The organism is uncultured Aquimarina sp. (assembly GCF_947492965.1).
Lineage (GTDB): Bacteria > Bacteroidota > Bacteroidia > Flavobacteriales > Flavobacteriaceae > Aquimarina.
The window spans coordinates 541,448-563,503 of record NZ_CANLOZ010000001.1; the positions used below are offsets into that span (position 1 = coordinate 541,448).

11 protein-coding genes are annotated in these 22,056 nt (G+C 34.7%); all 11 read left to right on the top strand.

Translation table 11 applies throughout. From position 1 onward, the window contains the following. Positions 1–18: 18 nt before the first annotated feature. The 11 genes from Q1B37_RS02265 (at position 19) to sprA (ending at position 22,046) form a co-directional block, all read left to right on the top strand. Entirely contained in the window at positions 19–1,365 is a 1,347-nt protein-coding gene (locus tag Q1B37_RS02265) for a quinol:cytochrome C oxidoreductase (RefSeq protein WP_299894962.1), read from the top strand. Between the two features lie 32 nt (positions 1,366–1,397). Beyond that, positions 1,398–2,474, top strand: a complete 1,077-nt coding sequence (locus Q1B37_RS02270; protein WP_299894964.1) for a cytochrome c oxidase subunit II — start codon at positions 1,398–1,400, stop codon at positions 2,472–2,474. A gap of 48 nt (positions 2,475–2,522) precedes the next feature. Further along, positions 2,523–4,343: a cbb3-type cytochrome c oxidase subunit I gene (locus tag Q1B37_RS02275; protein ID WP_299894965.1), complete on the top strand. Its 1,821-nt coding sequence runs from the start codon at positions 2,523–2,525 to the stop codon at positions 4,341–4,343. Positions 4,344–4,476: 133 nt separating this feature from the next. Next, a complete protein-coding gene (gene ruvB, locus Q1B37_RS02280; protein WP_299894967.1) occupies positions 4,477–5,499 on the top strand; it encodes a Holliday junction branch migration DNA helicase RuvB in 1,023 nt (340 codons plus the stop codon). Between the two features lie 22 nt (positions 5,500–5,521). Then, positions 5,522–6,853: a cytochrome P450 gene (locus Q1B37_RS02285; protein ID WP_299894970.1), complete on the top strand. Its 1,332-nt coding sequence runs from the start codon at positions 5,522–5,524 to the stop codon at positions 6,851–6,853. Between the two features lie 5 nt (positions 6,854–6,858). Next, positions 6,859–7,785: a tRNA epoxyqueuosine(34) reductase QueG gene (queG, locus tag Q1B37_RS02290; RefSeq protein WP_299894972.1), complete on the top strand. Its 927-nt coding sequence runs from the start codon at positions 6,859–6,861 to the stop codon at positions 7,783–7,785. 205 nt (positions 7,786–7,990) lie between these two features. Continuing rightward, positions 7,991–9,709: a sodium:solute symporter gene (locus Q1B37_RS02295; RefSeq protein WP_299894974.1), complete on the top strand. Its 1,719-nt coding sequence runs from the start codon at positions 7,991–7,993 to the stop codon at positions 9,707–9,709. Positions 9,710–9,723: 14 nt separating this feature from the next. Further along, the gene (locus tag Q1B37_RS02300; RefSeq protein ID WP_299894977.1) at positions 9,724–11,661 is read left to right on the top strand and encodes a trehalase family glycosidase; all 1,938 of its coding nucleotides are present in this window, start codon (positions 9,724–9,726) and stop codon (positions 11,659–11,661) included. A 146-nt stretch (positions 11,662–11,807) separates the two neighbouring features. Continuing rightward, the gene (locus Q1B37_RS02305; RefSeq protein WP_299894979.1) at positions 11,808–14,120 is read left to right on the top strand and encodes an NADP-dependent malic enzyme; all 2,313 of its coding nucleotides are present in this window, start codon (positions 11,808–11,810) and stop codon (positions 14,118–14,120) included. Positions 14,121–14,247: 127 nt separating this feature from the next. Next, the gene (gene ruvA / locus Q1B37_RS02310) at positions 14,248–14,829 is read left to right on the top strand and encodes a Holliday junction branch migration protein RuvA (protein WP_299603525.1); all 582 of its coding nucleotides are present in this window, start codon (positions 14,248–14,250) and stop codon (positions 14,827–14,829) included. Positions 14,830–14,834: 5 nt separating this feature from the next. Further along, positions 14,835–22,046, top strand: coding sequence for a cell surface protein SprA (sprA, locus tag Q1B37_RS02315; protein ID WP_299894982.1), 7,212 nt, complete (start codon positions 14,835–14,837; stop codon positions 22,044–22,046). The last annotated feature ends 10 nt before the right edge of the window (positions 22,047–22,056 follow it).

A 22,056-nucleotide genomic window follows, 5' to 3' on the forward strand; every position in this document is an offset into this window, starting at 1 on the left:
TAACGATATTATATAAATATGTATACGCTATCAAGTAAATTAAGATTATTTTCTATCATTTTGATGGTTGTTGGATTAGTGGGATTAACAACTGGGTTTTTAAGCACACCAAAAACTATCGAAGACGTTAAAGAAATGATGGCAGGACACGATGCACACGGTGGTGGTCATGGTGATACGCACGCAACAGCTGATGCTCACTCTTCTAATGGGCATGGAAATGAAGATGCACATGGTGGAGATGATCACTATGAGCATACATTACATCAATTACAAAATAAACCATGGGCAGCATTGTATGTGGCGGCGTTCTTCTTTTTCATGATAGCTTTAGGTGTTTTAGCTTTTTACGCTATTCAGTTTGCAGCGCAAGCGGGATGGTCACCAGTTCTATTTAGAGTGATGGAAGCTATTACCGCCTATCTTGTTCCAGGTGGTATTATATTATTTGTGATCTTGGCATTATCAGGATTCCATATGAATCATATTTTCCACTGGATGGATGCTGATTTATTAGATCCTTCAAATGAAAAGTATGACGCTTTAATTGACGGTAAAAAAGGATGGTTGAATGTTCCTTTCTTCTTAATTAGAGCAGCAATTTTCTTAGGAGGATGGTTTTTATATCGCCATTTTGCTGTGAAGTATTCCAGAAAGCAAGACGAAGATAGTACTGGTAACAAATGGTACAAGAAAAGTTTTAAAATATCTGCAGGTTTCCTTGTGTTCTTTATTTATACAGAATCAATGGCTTCATGGGATTGGATAATGAGTTTTGATCCACACTGGTTTAGTACATTATTTGGATGGTATGTTTTTGCTGGACTATTCGTTTCAGGAATTACTACAATCGCTTTGATCACTATTTATTTGAAATCAAAAGGTTATTTAGAGTTTGTAAATAATAGTCATATTCATGATTTGGCTAAGTTCATGTTTGGAGTTAGTATATTTTGGACTTACCTATGGTTCTCTCAGTTCATGTTAATATGGTATTCAAATATTCCAGAAGAGGTTACTTATTTCATTACACGTATAGAGGATTATAAATTACCTTTCTTTGGTATGTTGGTAATGAATTTTATATTCCCATTATTAGTCTTAATGAATAGTGATTACAAACGTATTAATTGGTTTGTAGTTATGGCTGGAATTATAATTTTATGTGGGCATTATATAGACGTATTTAATATGGTGATGCCAGCATCAGTAGGAGAGTCTTGGTTTATTGGAATCTCAGAGATCAGTGCTGTGTTATTGTTTTTAGGTTTGTTCCTATTCGTAGTATTTAAAGCACTTACTAAAGCACCATTATTAGCTAAGGGTAACCCTTATATTGAAGAAAGTAAACACTTTCATTATTAAAAATTAGATTGTAAAAAAGAAGATAGATAAAAATGACTGTATTCTTAACCATAGTAGTTATAGCACTAATTGGAATCTCCTTATGGCAGATGTCTAAAATATTAAAGTTATCGCAAGTAAAAGGTGCTGATAATTCTCAAGTAGCAAATGATAAGGATAATAACCTTCAGGGTAAATTAATGCTTGCTTTTGTTATATTTATATACATCCTAACAATCTTTTGTTTTGTACAATATAACAGTTTTTTCTTGCCAGAGTCTGCATCAGAGCACGGTATAGAGTATGATAGATTGATGTTGATTTCAATGGTGTTGATAATGTTTGTTCAGATTATCACACAAGGACTTTTACATTTTTTCTCATACAAGTATAGAGGAAACAAAAATAACAAAGCATTATTTTTTGCAGACAATGATAAATTAGAGTTTATCTGGACAATTATTCCAGTAATTGTATTAGCAGGTTTAATTATATACGGATTGTTTACTTGGACTGATATCATGAATATTGATGAAGAAGAAGGTGATCCATTAATTATTGAGTTATATGCTTACCAGTTTGATTGGAGAGCAAGATATTCAGGTGAAGATAATGTGCTTGGTAAGGCTAATGTTCGTTTTATCGAAGGAGTAAATACGTTAGGGTTAGATGCTTCGGATTCTTACGGAATGGATGATAAAATTGTAAACGAGTTACACCTTCCGGTGAATAGAAAGGTAATATTTAAAATGCGTTCTCAGGATGTTTTACATTCTGCTTATATGCCTTTCTTTAGAGCTCAGATGAATGTGGTTCCAGGAATGATAACTGAGTTTTCGTATACTCCCATAATGACGTCAGAAGAGATGCGTAATAGTGAGTTTATGGTTGAAAAAGTAGCAACTATAAACAAAATTAGAAGAGAGAAGAGCAAGAAATTAGTTGCGGCAGGTGATGAGGCTTTGGAGAATTATGAGTTTGATTATTACTTGTTATGTAATAAGATCTGTGGAGCTTCTCATTACAACATGCAAATGAAAATTGTAGTTGAATCCGAAGAGGATTACAATACTTGGCTAAAAGAGCAGAAGACGTTTAAAGAACAGATATCCGCTCAGGCAAGTAATTAAGAAGAAAGAAAAAGAGAAATTATAAATTTTTATTAAAAGTATAATCGTATGTCAGCAATAGCACACGTAGATGGTCATGCAGAAGATCACGATCACGGACATCACCATAAAGAGACCTTTATAACTAAATATATTTTTAGTCAAGATCACAAGATGATCTCAAAACAGTATTTGATTACTGGGTTGATAATGGGGATCATTGGGATCGCAATGTCTTTATTGTTTAGAATGCAATTGGCGTGGCCTGATCACAAGTTTACGATTTTTGAAGTATTACTAGGTAAGTTTGGAGAAGGTGGGCAAATGGATCCAAGTATGTATTTAGCTTTGGTAACAATCCACGGTACGATCATGGTATTCTTTGTACTTACTGCGGGTTTAAGTGGTACGTTTAGTAACCTTTTAATTCCATTGCAGATAGGTGCGAGAGATATGGCATCGGGATTCTTAAATATGGTGTCTTATTGGTTATTCTTCCTTAGTAGTGTTATTATGGTATTGTCTCTTTTTGCTGAGGCAGGTCCTGCTTCTGCAGGTTGGACGATCTATCCGCCTTTAAGTGCACTTCCACAGGCAATTGGTGGTTCTGGTACTGGTATGACGTTATGGCTAGTATCGATGGCTATATTCATTGCTTCTTCATTGTTAGGATCTTTGAATTACGTAGTAACAGTTATCAACTTACGTACTAAGGGGATGTCTATGACACGCATGCCATTAACTATTTGGGCATTCTTCGTAACGGCGATCATTGGTATTGTATCATTCCCAGTATTATTATCAGCTGCATTATTACTTATAATGGATAGAGGTTTTGGAACTTCATTCTATTTAAGTGATATTTATATAGCGGGAGAGGTATTACACAATCAAGGAGGTTCTCCAGTTCTTTTCGAACATTTATTTTGGTTCTTAGGGCATCCTGAAGTATATATCGTATTATTACCTGCTTTAGGTATTACTTCCGAGATTATCGCAACTAATGCTCGTAAACCTATATTTGGTTACAGAGCGATGGTTGCTTCTATATTGGCAATTGCATTTTTATCAACAATTGTTTGGGGGCACCATATGTTTATTTCAGGGATGAATCCATTCTTGGGATCGGTATTTACATTTACAACCTTATTAATTGCAATTCCATCTGCGGTAAAAGCTTTTAACTATATTACCACGTTGTGGAAAGGTAATTTGCAGTTTAATCCGGCTATGTTGTTCTCGATAGGGTTGGTATCTACATTTATTACTGGAGGTCTTACTGGAATTATTTTAGGGGATAGTACTTTAGATATCAATGTACATGATACATATTTCGTAGTGGCACACTTCCACTTAGTAATGGGTATTTCTGCATTGTATGGTTTATTTGCTGGAGTATATCATTGGTTCCCTAAGATGTATGGTAAAATGATGAATAAGAATCTTGGATATGTACATTTCTGGGTAACAGCAATTGGAGCATATGGAGTATTCTTCCCAATGCACTTTATTGGAATGGCAGGTTTACCACGTCGTTATTATACAAATAGTGCATTCCCATATTTTGATGATTTAGCAGATACAAATGTACTGATTACTGTTTTTGCTTTAATTACAGCAGCAGCGCAGTTAGTATTCTTATATAATTTTATACATTCTATTTTCTATGGAAAGAAAGCAACTCAGAATCCATGGAAATCAAATACGATGGAATGGACTACGCCAGTAGAGCACATACATGGTAACTGGCCTGGAGCGATTCCTCACGTTTATAGATGGCCTTATGATTATAGTAAGACTAGAGAAGATGGAGAGTATGTAATACCAGGACAAGATTGGGTATCGCAGATTACGCCAATGCAAGATGATGAAGAGGAGTTACATCATTAATGGATAAATAACTTCAATAATATATAGAGCCTTTTCAGTTTTATGAAAAGGCTCTTTCTTTTTCTAGTATATTTGTGGAAGCTATAGAGAAATCAAATAATGATTTAAAATGTAGCTATAATGTATCGTACGAATGAATGAAAACCTTAATCCATCAAATGAAAATTTTTCTAATGAAGATCTGGATATAGAACGAGCTTTACGTCCGTTGGCCTTTGAAGACTTTTCTGGTCAGGATCAGGTTTTAGAGAATCTTAAAATTTTTGTTCAGGCAGCCAACCTTAGGAATGAAGCTTTGGATCATACTTTATTTCATGGTCCTCCAGGTTTGGGTAAAACTACCTTAGCGCACATTTTGGCAAACGAACTAGGTGTAGGTATTAAAGTTACATCGGGCCCTGTATTGGATAAACCAGGAGATTTAGCAGGATTATTAACTAATTTGGATGATCGTGATGTATTATTTATAGATGAAATTCATCGTTTAAGTCCTATCGTCGAAGAGTACCTGTACTCAGCGATGGAAGATTATAAGATAGATATTATGATTGAGAGTGGTCCTAATGCCCGAACCGTTCAAATTAATTTAAATCCATTTACTTTAGTCGGTGCTACCACAAGATCTGGTTTGTTAACAGCGCCAATGCGTGCTCGTTTTGGAATCCAATCTAGATTGCAATATTATACCACAGAGTTATTAGCTACTATTGTAGAAAGAAGTGCTCATATACTAAACGTTCCTATTTCTTTGGAAGCTGCAATAGAAATAGCTGGACGAAGTAGGGGAACACCAAGAATTGCCAATGCATTGCTTCGTAGGGTACGTGATTTTGCACAAATTAAAGGAAACGGTAAGATAGATATAGAAATTTCGAAATTTGCTTTAAAAGCACTTAATGTAGATGCACATGGTTTGGATGAAATGGACAATAAGATTCTTATCACACTTATAGATAAGTTTAAAGGTGGTCCTGTGGGAATTACAACCTTGGCTACAGCTGTAAGTGAAAGTGCAGAAACTATAGAAGAAGTATATGAACCTTTTTTGATTCAGCAAGGTTTTATTATGAGAACTCCAAGAGGTAGAGAAGTTACCGAAGCTGCCTATAAACATTTAGGTAGGATAAAAGGAGGTGTTCAAGGTGGTTTATTTTGATAATGAATTAAAGGTTGTATCATTGGAAAACACATCAATTCCTAAAGTTTCTTTTTTTAAGGTACTTAGAAATGCAAAACAGATTTTAAGTAATCCGTTACCATTTCATCGTAGGAACTTTAAAAAATTCGGAAATGTTTTTCAGGTAAGTTTAGGATTTGGAAACTCCGTTATATTTACTAGAGATGCTGGTTTTGCTAAGCATATGTTACAAAATCAACATCGCAAATATTATAAATCGCCGCTTCAGACAAAAGATTTAGGAAAGTATATAGGTAATGGTCTCTTAACTTCTAATGGAGAGCATTGGTTAAAACAGAGAAGACTCATACAGCCCGCTTTTTACAAGAAAAAGATTGATATCATCGCTAAGACAATTAGGCAAACCATTGATGAAGAGCTTGCCAGAATTGTTCCAGATAAAGCAATGGATGTATACCCTTTAATGAATGATTTGGCATTTAAAGTAGTTGCAAAGTCATTATTTAGTTATACAGATACGGGTAACACAATGGCCAGATTACAGCATATTACTGAAGCTGCTCAGCAATCCTTAATAAGAGAAATAAGGCAACCTTATAAACGATGGTGGTTTCATTTAAGTGGTCAAATTAGAAGTACGCTCACCCTAACACAAGAAGCCAGAGATATACTTCATAAGATTATCGAAGATAGGCGTAAATCAAAAGAAACCTATGATGATTTATTGAATATGCTACTAAACTCTACATATGAAGATGGTAGCTATATGGATAATGAAAGGTTGATAGATGAGATATTAATATTATTTGTAGCTGGACATGAAACTACCTCCAATGCCTTATCTTTTTGTCTAAGTTTGTTGGCGCTGCATCCACAAATTCAGGAAAATGTACACAACGAAATTAGTGCTTCAGAAGGACAAGAGTTATCGTTAATGGAACAATTCGAAAAGAGTAAATACACAGCTCAGTGTATTGAAGAATCTATGCGATTATATCCTCCAGCATATTTTTCAGATCGTGTGAGTATTGAAGATGATCAGTATGAAAATATCAATCTTCCTAAAGGAACTACAGTGTTAATTTCATTTTTCGAAATACATAGGCATAAAGATTTTTGGGAAAACCCTCTCGCTTTTAATCCAGATCGATTTCATTCAGATAATAAAAAGAAATATTCGGATTGGTACTTTCCGTTTGGAGCAGGACCAAGGATGTGTGTAGGAAGCAATTTTGCAATGTATGAAATGATATATGCGGTTAGTGAATTAGTGAAGAAATATAAAATAACTACCACTATCTCCGAAATAGAAATTAGACCACTTATCACATTGAAGCCAGTAAATGCGATTTTAAAATTCGAAGAAAGATAATTTTCTTGAAAAATAGAGCCCAACATACCCGTTTGATTAAGGATGAGGCCAAACGTCTTGGGTTTTTATCATGTGGTATTAGTAAAGCTGAGTTTTTAGAAGAAGAAGCTCCTCGGTTAGAAAAATGGCTCAATCAAAATATGCATGGACAAATGTCTTATATGGAAAATCATTTTGATAAACGATTAGATCCTACACTGTTAGTTCCAGATTCTAAAAGTGTAATATCACTACTACTTAATTATTTTCCGTCAGATTATCAAAAAGATGAGAATGCACCTAAAATCTCCAAGTATGCATATGGGCAGGATTACCATCATGTGATTAAAAAGAAATTAAAGGAACTTCAAGAGTATATTTCCGAAGAAATTGGAGAAGTTCATGGAAGAGCATTTGTGGATTCAGCTCCCGTTCTCGATAAGGCTTGGGCAGCAAAAAGCGGTTTAGGTTGGATTGGTAAGAATAGTAATCTTTTAACTCAAAAAGTAGGTTCATTTTACTTTATCGCAGAACTAATCATTGATCTCGAATTAGATTATGATACTCCTGTTACTGATCATTGTGGCACATGTACAGCTTGTATCGACGCATGTCCCACGCAAGCCATAGTTAACCCATATGTGGTAGATGGTAGCAAGTGTATTTCTTATTTTACAATTGAGCTAAAAGAAGAGATCCCAACTGAGTACAAAGGGCAATTCGATAATTGGATGTTTGGTTGTGATGTGTGTCAGGATGTATGTCCATGGAATCGTTTTTCTAAACCTCATAATGAACCTCTTTTTAATCCTAAACCAGAATTACTGGAAATGACCAAAAAAGATTGGGAAGATATCACGCAAGAGGTGTTTTCAAAAGTTTTTCAGAAGTCTGCTGTAAAAAGAACTAAATTTTCCGGTCTTAATAGGAATATTAAATTTTTGAAGGACTAGTTCGTTTTTTTCTGAAAAATTCATAATACAAACGGTTGTATATATCATATTAACTGTTTTTGGTGCTAAAAAATCAATTTTTTTAACAGAAACTTGTATCTTCATCAGGGTTTGTCTAAAAATCATGAGATTTCCATATTATTAGTATTAAAAAAATAGAAGCTCTTTAGGCTAGAAGTTAGGAAAGGCATTAAACATTTCACACATGAATGAATTATCTTATATTGATATTACAGTAATTGTAGTATATCTTATCGGAATTATTATTTATGGAATTTCAAAATCAAAACGAGGAAGTTCCGAGGACTATTTTTTAGGAGGTAGAACAATGACTTGGCCTATTGTTGGAATTGCATTGTTCTCTGCAAATATTTCCAGTTCTACATTAGTAGGTTTGGCATCAGATGCATATCAAACAAATATTAACGTGTACAATTACGAGTGGTACGCGGTAGTGGTGTTGATCTTTTTTGCAATTTTCTTTTTACCATTTTATCTCCGATCAGGAGTGTATACTATGCCAGAGTTTTTGGAACGGCGGTATGATAAAAGATCTAGATATTATTTTTCATTTATTACGGTCGTAGGTAATATTTTAGTGGATACCGCAGCTGGATTGTATGTAGGTAAGATAGTATTAACCTTGTTGTTTCCATCAATGGATTCTACGTTAATTCTTGTCATATTAGCAGTTGCTGCTGCTGCCTATACAATTCCAGGAGGATTAAACTCGGTAATACAGACTGAGGTTATACAAGCAGTCTTGTTGATCATAGGCTCTTGTTTGCTTACGTATTTTGCTTTTGATCAATTAGGAGGCGGTTGGTCCGGAATGATGGCTAAATTAGATAGTATGTTGTCTGCAGGAGAGGTAGATTTTGGAAATCGGTTGGCAGAAGGTAAATATATACCTTCAAATTCTGGTGAAGTTTTTAGTTTAGTACGACCAGATAATGATGAGTTCATGCCTTGGTGGGGATTACTCACCGGTGTGCCATTACTTGGATTCTATTTTTGGGCAAATAACCAGTTTATGGTACAACGAGTTTTAGGGGCGAAAGATCTAAATCATGGACGTTGGGGAGCTCTGTTTGCAGGATTACTAAAATTACCTGTGATTTTTATCATGGTAGTTCCAGGAGTATTAGCGTTGCTATTATTTAATACGTTGGATATTACCAGTTTGAATTACGCTTTGACAGATGGCTCCATTTGTGATAATCTTGCTGATTGTCCGAATCTTACGTATCCTGTTCTGTTATTTCAGTTATTGCCGGTGGGAGTTTTGGGATTGGTCGTAGCAGGTTTGATGGCAGCAATGATGTCTTCGGTATCAGCAACATTTAATTCTGCTTCCACGTTAGTTACCATGGATTTTGTAAAACAAATAAAACCAGGTCTTACGAGTCAACAATTGGTAAGAGTAGGACAAATCACAACAATCATTCTTGTGGTTTTGGCGATTTCCTGGGTGCCATTTATAGAAAGTGTTAGTGATTCTTTATGGACTTATTTGCAATTGGTTATTGCGTATACATGTCCACCAGCAGTATCAACTTTTGTATTAGGTCTCTTTTGGAAGCGAGCCAATGGAAATGGTTCTATAGTAAGCTTACTTACTGGTTTCTCATTAGCAGTATTAATGATTTTATCTCAAACTTTTAATTGGGTTCCCGAAGTAAATGAATTACACTTTTTAGCAAAAGCTACTTGGTTATTTATTATATGCATATTTTTACATGTAGTAGTAAGTTTAATTACTAAACCACAATTGGAGGCTCAAATAGAAGAATATACATATAAACGTGAAATGTTTATTGAGGAATCTAAAGAACTTGTTGGATTACCTTGGTACAAAAATTATAGAATATTGTCTGTAATTCTTCTGGTAATTACTGCCGTAGTAGTTGGTTTTTTCTGGTAACATAAATAATTGGTATGCTAAAGTTTAGATTAAAACATTTGATAATCGTTGTGTTTTCATTAGTATTGGTTAACTGCAAAGATAAAGAGAAGGTCGAATATCTAGGCCATGATATATTATTGGATCAACTTATTTCTCAGGAGGATACGGATGGAGATAAAAAGATTACAGTAGATGATAAGGGGCCTAAAAAGTTTGAATTTATAAATGCTGATGGAGAGGCTAATGTCGTAGAAGGAACTTATCATTTGTCTAATTTGCTTCAAGAACTGGCAATTGCAGGAAAGAATGATACTATATCTTTGGATAAAGTTACAGAATCCCCAAGTGATCGAATTTCAAGATTAATTAAAACACGATATTGGGATAATCTAACCAGATCGGTAGATAAAAAAGGACTGGCAGTAGTACTAGAAGATACAAAGTCCGAAACCGATACGTTCCGATTATATGTTCCATTTAATGATAAAGAGGCTATTGCGTATTTTGAGTCTATAAAAACAGAAATTCCTAAGTTAAAAGTAATCACCTTACCAGAAAAAATAACGCCAGCGTATGTAAAAACCTTAAATAATGCATCAGGTATTCTTAATCTAGATCATTATACCGATGAAGAAGGGAATTATAATGCAAAACCTTTCGTAGTTCCTGGTGGAAGATTTAATGAGATGTATGGATGGGATAGTTATTTCGAATCTATTGGTCTGCTGATTGATGGTCGTTCTGATTTGGCAATGTCGATGGCAGATAATTTTGGATACCAGATAGAACATTATGGTAAGATTTTAAATGCAAATAGAAGCTATTATCTAACACGAACACAACCACCATTTTTCAGTTCTTTAGTAAAAGAAATTTATCAGCAAAACCCTTCAGTGTCTAGAGAATGGTTATCAAATAATCTAAAAATGATTATCAAAGAATATGAGACTATATGGATGGCGAAAGGAATACGTCTAACCGATACGGGTTTGAGTCGTTTTTATGGAGAAGGAATTGGAATCCCTCCAGAAACCGAGGAAGGTCATTTTGATTTCATATTAAATAAATTTGCTAAGAAGCATAGTTTAACATTAGAAGAATTTACAGCTAAGTATGATTCCGGAGAGATTGTAGACAAGGAATTAGACCTGTATTTTACACATGATCGCTCTATGAGAGAGAGTGGTCATGATACATCTAACCGATTGGATGATGTTTGTATTCATTTAAATACTGTGGGTATTAATAGTTTATTGTATAAATATGAGCAAGATATTGCCTATTTGATCAAAGAAGTCTATGATGATAAGTTTACAATAAATGATAAGGACTATACATCTTCATATTGGTTGTCTAAAGCTGAAGAAAGAAAAAAGTTGATGAATGATTTGCTTTGGGATCCTGAGAAAAAAGCATATTACGACTACAATTTTATTACCAAAACCGAACAAAAAATTGAATCTGCTACAAATTATTATCCACTATGGGCTGGGTTATCTTCTAAGGAGCAAGCAGAATCTTTAGTTAAGAATTTATTCCAAGAGTTAGTGCAGAAAGGCGGAGTAGCTGCAACTACAGATATTGCAAACAAAGAGGATCCAAATGCTCCACAACGTCAATGGGACTATCCTAATGGTTGGGCTCCACATCAGATGATGATATGGAGAGGATTAATGAATTACGGTTATGAAAAAGAAGCTCAGGAATTGGTATATCGTTGGTTATGGATGATTACTAAAAATGCGGTTAATTATAACGGAACCATCCCAGAAAAATATGATGTTGTCCAATGCACACACAAGGTATATGCAGAGTATGGCAATGTAGGTACTGAATTCGATTATATCACTCCAAGTGGATTTGGATGGATGAATGCTTCATATCAATTAGGATTAAACATTTTAAATGAAAAATTAAAGTCGCAGTTAGATGATTTGGTAGATCCTAATGAAATTTTTAACAAAAGGTAGTTGTAATTGATAATTTCGTAATTTAATTCATAAAAAAATATCAACTTCTCTTAAGTATTTATTTTTTTAAAGATAACTTGGATTTGCCTTTTGCATCTCGTTCAGACTTGTACCTTTGTATAGCACACAATTTTTATTGATTTAGTATGAGTATCGAAAGTAAACGAAGAGAAGCATTAATTTATCACGCAAAACCTTCTCCTGGTAAAATCAAGGTTGTACCTACCAAAAAATATGCTACACAAAGAGATTTATCTTTAGCATATTCTCCTGGAGTAGCAGAACCTTGTTTAGAAATCGAAAAAGATACAGCAAACGTATATAAATATACTGCTAAAGGAAACTTGGTGGCCGTCATCTCTAACGGAACCGCTGTTTTAGGTCTTGGTGATATAGGACCAGAAGCATCAAAACCAGTGATGGAAGGAAAGGGACTGTTATTCAAAATCTTTGCAGATATCGATGTGTTTGATATCGAGGTGGACACGAAAGATGTAGACGCATTTATCGAAACCGTAAAAAATATTGCACCTACCTTTGGAGGAATTAATTTAGAAGATATTAAAGCTCCTGAAGCTTTTGAAATTGAAAGACGTCTTAAAGAGGAATTGGATATCCCAGTAATGCATGACGATCAGCATGGAACTGCTATTATTTCTGCTGCTGCTCTCTTAAATGCTTTGGAAATTGCAGAGAAAGATATTGATAAAGTAAAAATAGTAGTTAGTGGAGCAGGAGCTGCCGCAGTGTCTTGTACCAGACTATACAAAGCTTTTGGAGCCAAAGCTGAGAATATCGTAATGACCGATAGTAAAGGAGTTATAAGAAGTGATCGGGATAATCTGACTAAAGAAAAAGCTGAATTTGCAACCAATCGAGATCTAAATACATTGGCAGATGCTATGGAGGATGCTGATGTTTTTATAGGACTTTCAATGGCTAATTTAGTTGATCCTGAAATGTTGTTGTCTATGGCAGAAAATCCTATTGTTTTTGCTATGGCTAATCCGGATCCTGAAATACAGTATGATTTAGCAATTGATACTCGTAAAGATATCATCATGGCAACCGGAAGAAGTGACCATCCTAATCAGGTAAATAATGTTTTAGGGTTTCCATTTATATTTAGAGGAGCATTAGATGTAAGAGCGACAGGGATTAATGAAGAAATGAAAATGGCTGCTGTAAAAGCACTTGCCGAATTAGCTAAAGAACCAGTTCCTGAGCAAGTGAATATAGCATACGGAGAAACAAGACTTAATTTCGGTAGAGATTATATCATTCCGAAGCCTTTTGATCCTCGTCTAATCGCAAAAGTTCCACCAGCTGTAGCCAAAGCAGCTATAGATAGTGGTATTGCAACAGAACCAATTGAGGATTGGGATAAATATGAAAGCGAGCTTTTAGAGCGAATGGGTAATGATAATAAGTTGGTGAGATTGTTAATGGATCGTGCTAAATTAAGTCCTAAACGAGTAGTTTTTGCAGAAGGGGATCATTTAGATGTTCTTAAAGCTGCACAAACTGTGAAAGAAGAAGGGATTGCTTTTCCAATTTTATTAGGAAGAAAAGATATCATCATCGAATTGATGAAAGAGATTGATTTTGATGCTGCAGGAGTTACAATAATTGATCCAAAGGCAGATGAAGAAATTGATCGCAAAAATAGATATGCGCAAAAGTACTGGCAAGAAAATAGTAGAAAAGGAATAACCTTATACGGTGCTCAGAGATTGATGAGAGAACGTAACTATTTTGCTGCTATGATGGTCAATGAAGGAGATGCTGATGCACTTTTATCCGGATATTCCAGAAGTTACCCAACAGTACTAAAGCCAATGTTAGAGCTTATCGGTTTAGCTAAAGGGGCCACGCGAGTAGCTACCATGAATGTTATGATGACTAATAAAGGGCCTTTGTTTATTAGCGATACTTCTATTAATATAGATCCAACATCAAAAGAATTGGCAAAGATTGCTCAAATGACAGCTAGAACTGTAGAAATGTTTGGAGTAGATCCAGTGATTGCAATGATCTCTTATGCGAATTTTGGGTCTTCAAAGCATCCAAATGCGTCTAAGGTGAAAGATGCTGTTTCTTATTTACATAGATATTATCCAAACTTAGTTGTTGATGGAGAATTGCAGATGGACTTTGCTCTAAACCGCGATATGCGCAAGGATAAATTTCCGTTTTCTAAACTCAATGGTCGAAAAGTAAATACATTGGTTTTTCCAAGTTTGGATTCTGCGAATAGTACCTATAAAATGCTTAAAGAATTAAATAATTTTGAATCTATCGGTCCTATTATGATGGGGATGAAAAAACCAGTGCATATTTTACAATTAGGAGCTAGTGTAGAAGAGATAATTAACGTTGCCGCAGTAGCCGTTATTGATGCACAAGAAAAAGAAAAAAGAGAAAAAGAGATGTTTTCATTAGTTTCTAGTGAGGCATAATTCGAAATATTGATAATATTTTACTAGTATAATAAGCTTCAAAAAGTTATCTTTTTGAAGCTTATTTTTTTAGCAGATTTTGTAGGATAATTTTCTTACTTTTGGATGCTTAACACTCATCTATAGAATGATTACACAAATCAAAGGGCGTCTCATAGAAAAAAATCCAACGGATGTAGTAATAGATTGTAATGGAGTAGGGTATCAATTACATGTTTCTTTACATACATTTTCTCTCATACCAGATCAAGAGGTTTTACAGTTGTACACACATCTTCAGGTAAAAGAAGATTCACATACCTTATTTGGTTTTGCAGAAAAATCCGAACGTGAGATTTTTAGACTTCTAATTTCTGTATCAGGAATTGGTGCTAGTACTGCTAGAACAATGCTGTCTTCTTTACATCCAGACCAGATTAAAGAAGCAATTGCTTCTAATGATGTGGCAACGATACAATCTATAAAAGGAATTGGAGCAAAAACGGCTCAGCGTGTTATCATAGATTTAAAAGATAAAATTCTTAAAGTTTATAATATTGATGAACTTTCTGTATCCCAAAACAATACTAATAAGGATGAAGCGTTATCTGCTTTAGAAACCCTTGGATTTAATAGAAAACAAGCAGAAAAGGTTGTGGATAAAATCGTAAAAGCGAATCCGACAGAAACTGTAGAAAATATTATCAAGCAAGCACTAAAAAATTTATAAAAACATTGAGTTCATTACATTCCTTATATTTTAAATTTTTAAAAAGACTAGTTTGTTTAATTGTACTTTGTAGTGGTGCGCTATATGGTCAGCAAAACGAGACCGTACGAGATTCTACCAGTACTACTTTTACTTTAGGGGAAATTTCCTTACCAGATCCAAACAGTATTGTTGCTAAATATGAATATGATCCAGTTACAAATCGATACATCTATCGAGAAATGTTAGGATCTTTTAATGTAAGGTATCCATTATTTCTGACTCCCGAAGAATTTGAAGCGTTAGTGGAGGAAGAGCAGAGAAGAGATTATTTTAAAGAAAAAATTAGTGCTTTTAGTGGTAAAACTGATGGTAGTGAAGAAAAAAGAAAAAACTTGTTGCCAATCTTCTATGTGAATTCTAGTTTTTTTGAAACTATTTTCGGAGGTAACGAGATTGAAATAATTCCTCAAGGGTCGGTAGAAATGGATTTAGGTATTTTGTATACAAAACAGGATAATCCAGCATTTTCTCCTCGAAACAGAAGTAATTTTACCTTTGATTTTGACCAGAGGATCAGCCTAAGTTTGTTAGGAAAAGTTGGGAAAAGGTTACAAATTACAGCTAACTACGATACAGAGTCTACTTTCGATTTTCAAAATCAAATCAAATTAGAATATACACCTACGGAGGATGATATTATAAGAAGTATTGAAATTGGTAATGTAACGATGCCTATTAATAACTCTTTGATACAAGGTTCACAAAGTCTTTTTGGAGCGAAGCTAGGATTGCAATTTGGTCGTACCAGTGTTACTGCTGTATATTCTGAACAAAGGTCTGAAACAAGATCAGTAAATGTACAAGGAGGAGGAACCGTTGAAGATTTTGAGATTGATGCAGTAAATTATGATGACAATAGGCACTACTTTTTATCACACTACTTTAGAGATACTTATGATGAAGCTTTGACCAATTATCCGTTCATAAATAATAATATTCAAATCACAAGAATCGAGGTTTGGTTAACAAATAGAGCTACAAGTGCACAAACCTTAACAGATGCTAGAAATATTGTGGCTTTACAAGATCTAGGGGAATCTCCAGTAGCAGGTAATTTTACAATTCCAACATCACTTTTTAATCAACCTGCAGGATCTTTTCCTGATAATAGGAATAATGATTTAGATCCAAGTGCTATTGGTCCTGCTGGTCCTATTACAGATGCAGTGAGACAAATTGCTACTGTACAGCAAGGATTTACTGGAGCAATATCAGGTTTTAATGAAGGTTTTGATTATGCGATTCTCGAGAATGCAAGACAATTAAATCCTAATGAGTATACATTAAATACACAATTAGGATACATTTCTTTAAATCAAAAATTAAATAATGATGAGGTGCTTGCAGTTGCATATCAGTATACTGTAGGAGGAGAGGTGTTTCAGGTTGGTGAATTTGCTAATGATGGTGTAAATGCTACTGTTGGTGATAATACAGGTGCTGGTGTAGAGGTTGGATCTAGTAATAGTTTAGTAGTGAAAATGCTAAAAAGTCCAATTATTAATGTGGAGCTTCCTATTTGGGATCTGATGATGAAAAACATCTATAATACAGGTGCTTTTAGACTAAACTCAGAAGATTTTAGATTAAATATTGTCTACACGAATCCTTCCCCAGTGAATTATATTACACAAGCAGAAGGTAGTACTACACCTCTGCCAGATGATGTAGAGCAAACAAGACTTCTTACCGTATTTAATATGGATCGATTAAATCCAAATAACGATCCAGTACAAGGAGCAGATGGTGCGGGAGATGGTTTTTTCGATTATGTTCCTGGGCTTACTATTGATCCAGAAAATGGAAGGATTATTTTTACAACAGTAGAGCCTTTTGGACAACATTTATTTAATAAATTAGATAATGATGCCATAACAAATCCAAACGATTATACAAATCCTCTAAATTATAACGGTAATCAAAGTCGTTATGTTTTTAGGGAACTCTATACACAAACAAAGGTTATTGCAGAACAACAAGCAGCAGAAAATCAATTTTTTCAATTAAGAGGTCGTTATAAATCTTCTGGGCAAGATGGTATTCCGTTAGGGGCATTTAATGTTCCACAAGGGTCAGTAACTGTGACTGCCGGTGGGCGTACATTGCAAGAAGGAGTTGATTATACAGTGAATTATTCATTAGGTAGAGTGAATATTTTAGATGAAGCTTTGTTAGCGTCTAATACACCAATTCAGGTTTCTACTGAAAATAATGCTGTTTTTGGACAGCAAACTAAGCGTTTCACAGGGTTGAATATAGAGCATAAGTTTAGTGACGATTTTATTATTGGAGGAACCTATTTAAATCTAAATGAAAGGCCAATAACTCAAAAATCTAGTTATGATTTTGAGCCTATAAATAATACACTTTTAGGGTTTAATTTAAACTATTCAACAGAAGTTCCATTTCTTACTAGAATGGTAAACAAGTTACCTAATATAGATACTGATGTGCCATCAAATGTTTCTGTAAGAGCTGAAGGTGCTTATTTAATTGCTGGAGCGCCAAGAGGTGCGGATTTTGGTGGAGAAGTAACTACATATATTGATGATTTTGAAGGTGCTCAAACGCAAATTGATGTAAGTTCACCATTATCTTGGGAATTATCCAGTGTGCCTATTGGTTTTGGATCCACAAATGATGATGAGACATCCGTACAGGCAGGAATAGAATCAGGATATAGAAGAGCGGATTTATCATGGTATACCGTAGATCCCATATTCTATAGCAATGGTAGACCAAGTGGTGTAACAGATGAAGATATTAATTTTAATGAATCAAGAAGAGTATTTCTTGATGAAATTTTCCCAGAAACAGATATACCACCAGGTCAGACTTTATCATTGTTTCCGCTGGATTTACATTACAGACCAAATGAACGTGGTCCTTATAATTTTAACCCAGAATATGCTGGAGGCGCAACTCCTTCGCAACCAGAAAATAACTTCGCTGGTATTACAAGGCAATTAACGTCCACTAATTTTGAACAAGCTAATGTAGAGTTTATAGAATTCTGGTTAATGGATCCGTTTTTTGATCCAGGAGATGGGCAAGAGCCTTTAACGAATGCGACTAGCGGAACCATTATTTTTCATTTAGGGAATATTAGTGAGGATGTCCTGAAGGATGGAAGAAAACAGTATGAAAATGGACTTCCTGCAGATGGTACTGATGAAGGTACTGTTACTACAACTTATGGAGATGCAAGAGTTCCGGTAAATCAATCGTTAATTTATGCCTTTGATTCTGAAGGGCAAGCCAGGATCAATCAGGATGCTGGATATGATGGTTTAAATGATGAACAAGAAGTTGCCGCATTTTCTGCAGATTTTGGTACCGAAGATCCTGCAAATGATAATTACCGTTACTTTTTACAAGGTGAAGGTAGTATTGTAGAGCGCTACCGTGATTATAATGGTACTCAGGGAAATTCACCGACAAGTGTAGCAGATGATGATAGAGGTAATACTACGTTTCCTACGGCGGAGGATGTGAATCGTGATAACACTATGAATACAATAGATAGTTATTATGAATACGAAATACCTATTTTTCCGGGTATGGGCTTTGGAAATGATGGTGGTACAGGATATATATCGGATTCTCCAGGACCACAGGATGCGATCATTTTAAATGGGGTGACTAGAAGTACTCGTTGGCTTCGATTCAAGATACCTATTTATGAACCAACAGGAAGGCAGAATATTGGAGAAAATGATTTTAGGTCTATTCGTTTTATGAGAATGATCGTTACTGGTTTTGATCAACCCGTAGTATTACGATTTGCTACATTGGATTTGGTAAGAGGAGATTACAGAAGATATGTACAAGAAGGTAATACCACTAATGATCCTACAAGTGGATTAAATATAAACGGAAATGAAGTAATCGTAACATCTGTAAGTGAAGAAGAGACACCAAATTACGTAACACCACCAGGAGTCGTAAGAGAAGAGTTGATTAATAACAATACGGCTATTAGAGAAGATGAAAGGTCACTAGCATTAACAGTGAATGATCTTCAACCCGATGATGGTAGAGGGGTGTATAAGAATCTTAATGTAGACATGCGTCAATATGAAAATTTGGAGATGTTTTTGCATGCAGAAAATCTTCCCGGACAGTCCACATTGTCAGACGGTGAGCTTGTTGCGTTTGTAAGAATGGGGAATGACTTTACGAATAATTTTTATCAGATTGAATTACCGTTAGCCGTTTCACCGAACAATAATTCAAATGCTGATGCGGTTTGGCCAGATGCAAATAGATTGAACCTACCATTGTCTTTTCTTCAGGAGATAAAAGCAAACGTTATTGGAAATTCTGGATTGAATAGTACAGATCTTAATTTCTTTGATGGTCCTAATAATCTTAGAGTAGGGATTAAAGGGAATCCTAATTTTGGAGATGTAAAAATTATGATGGTTGGAGTGAAGAATGCAAGCGGATCAAATGAATCAGGTACCGTTTGGTTTAATGAAATGAGATTAAGTGATCTTAAAAACCAAGGTGGTTGGGCTGCTGTAGGTAGTATGGATGCTAATATTGCAGATTTTGCGACCATTAGTGCTTCTGGTAGAGTTAGTACTATTGGTTTTGGAGGAATTGAGCAAGGTCCGAATGAAAGAAGTATTGAAGATGTTAAACAATATGATTTAACAACAAATGTAAACTTAGGACAACTACTGCCTAAAAAATGGGGTATTCAGGTGCCGTTTAATTACAGCAGAGGAGAAGAGTTGATCACTCCGCAATATGATCCGGAGTTTCAGGATATCGAGTTGCAAGATCGATTGGATCGAGAGACAAATGCGGAAGAAAAAGAAAGGATAGAAAAGCAATCCACTGATTACACCAAAAGACAAAGTTTTAATGTTATCGGATTGCGAAAAGACAGAACGGGCGATGCTAAGCCAATGCCATATGATGTAGAGAACTTCGCTTTTTCGGGAACATACAATCAAACAGATCATCGTGATTTTGAAATAGAAAAGTCTTTAGAGCAGAATGTTCGTTTAGGAGGAACCTATGACTTTAGTTTTCAGCCTAAGGAAATTGAGCCTTTTAAGAAAATTAAATTCTTAGGAAAGAGTAAATACTTTGACTTATTGAAGGATTTTAATTTCAACTTGCTTCCTACTAGTATATCGGTGAATTCTAACATTACAAGACAGTTCAATGAGCAAGTTTTTAGAGATATCACATTAGGACCAAATGATCTTAGATTGCCAGCACTTACGCAACGTAATTTTCTATTTGATTGGCAGTTTGGTATCAACTATAATCTAACTAAATCCCTTAATTTTAGTTTTAATACTGCTAATAATCGAATTGTAAAGAACTTTATTGATGATGAAGGTGTTGTGGATGAATCTATAGGTGTTTGGAGTGGGCTTTTTGATGTTGGAGATCCTAACTTTCATAGTCAACAACTACAGGTAAATTATGAGATTCCTTTTAATAAGGTTCCATTATTTAAATTTATGAGAGCGACCTATTCTTATTCGGCAGATTTCCAATGGACAAAAGGTAGTGAGGCATTAAAGAATTTAGATGGTATTCCAGACTTAGGAAACACCGTTCAAAATGCCAATGTACATACAGTAAATGGTTCTTTGGATATGAGCACTTTATATAAATATATTGGATTAACAAAGAAGAAACCTGGAAGAAGAAAAGCTTCTAAAAAGAAAAATGCTAAAGCTGGAGAAGGGAAAGAAGGTGATAAATCTGAAGTGGCCAATGCTAAGGAGAAAACTAAAAAGAGATCCAGTAAGCTAACTGTTGGAGATAAGATTTTAAATACCGCAATAGGTTTAGTGACTGCTGTAAAAAAAGTGAATATTAATTATCAGCAAGATAATGGTATATTTTTACCTGGATATGTTAGAGAGCCTGGATTTGTTGGTACACTAAAACCAACGGTAGGTTTTACTTTTGGTAGTCAGGCAGAGATTAGAGATATTGCCGCTAGGAATGGTTGGTTGACATTATATCAGGATTTTAATCAGCAGTATAGAGAAGTAGAAGGAAGACAATTAAATGTGCAGGCTTCTGTAGGATTATTAAAAGATCTCAAAATAGATCTTAGTGCTAACCGAAACTATTCTGAAACGTATACAGAAAACTTTAGAGTAAATAGAGAAGGTGCTGATGCAGATCTTAACGAGTTTGGTATTAATATAGATCAACCGTATTATTCTTTATCACCAAATACGTTTGGTAATTATACAATTTCTACTTTGTTGATTAAAACTGCTTTTAAGAAAAGTGATGAGTTTGCATCTGAGACTTTTGATAAATTCCGAGAAAATAGGCTTGTCATAGCAAGACGTCTTGCATTAGAACGTGGGATTGATCCTGGTACAGGTGATAATTTTCCAGTGGGTCTAGGTCCTACAAATCAAGCTGTACTTTTACCTGCTTTTCTAGCTGCATACACTGGAGCTGATCCTCAAAATGTGCAAAAAGGTGCGTTTAGAGATGTTCCTTTGCCAAATTGGGATATTAAGTATACAGGTTTAATGAATTTGAAATGGTTTAAAAAACGTTTTAAAAGGTTCTCAATGGCACATGGTTATCGTGCTAATTATACCATTAATCAATTCCAAACAAACTTAGAGTTTAATCCTAATAATCCGGACGAATTGGATGAGGGAGATAATTTTAAGAATCCAGAATTGTATGCAAATGTAAATCTTACTGAGCAGTTCAGTCCTTTGATTAGATTAGATATGGAAATGAAAAATTCCATTAAAATTTTGGCAGAATGGAAAAAAGACCGCGCGTTGTCTTTAAGTTTCGATAATAATCTACTCACAGAAATTCAAGGAAACGAATATATTATTGGATTAGGCTATAGAATACAGGATTTAACATTTGTTACACGAATTGCGGGTAAGAAAACAACTCTTAAGAGTGATCTAAATTTTAGAGCAGATCTTTCTTTGCGCCAAAATGAAACAATTATAAGATATTTAGATATTGATAATACACAGGTTACTGCTGGGCAGGATATATATGGTATTAAATTTACAACGGATTATGCTTTGAGTAAGAATTTAACAGCCTTGTTGTTTTATGATCATACATTTTCTCAGTATTCTATTTCTACCGCTTTTCCGCAAACAACTATTCGAGGAGGGTTTACGTTACGTTATAATTTTGGAAACTAATTTGAATTAT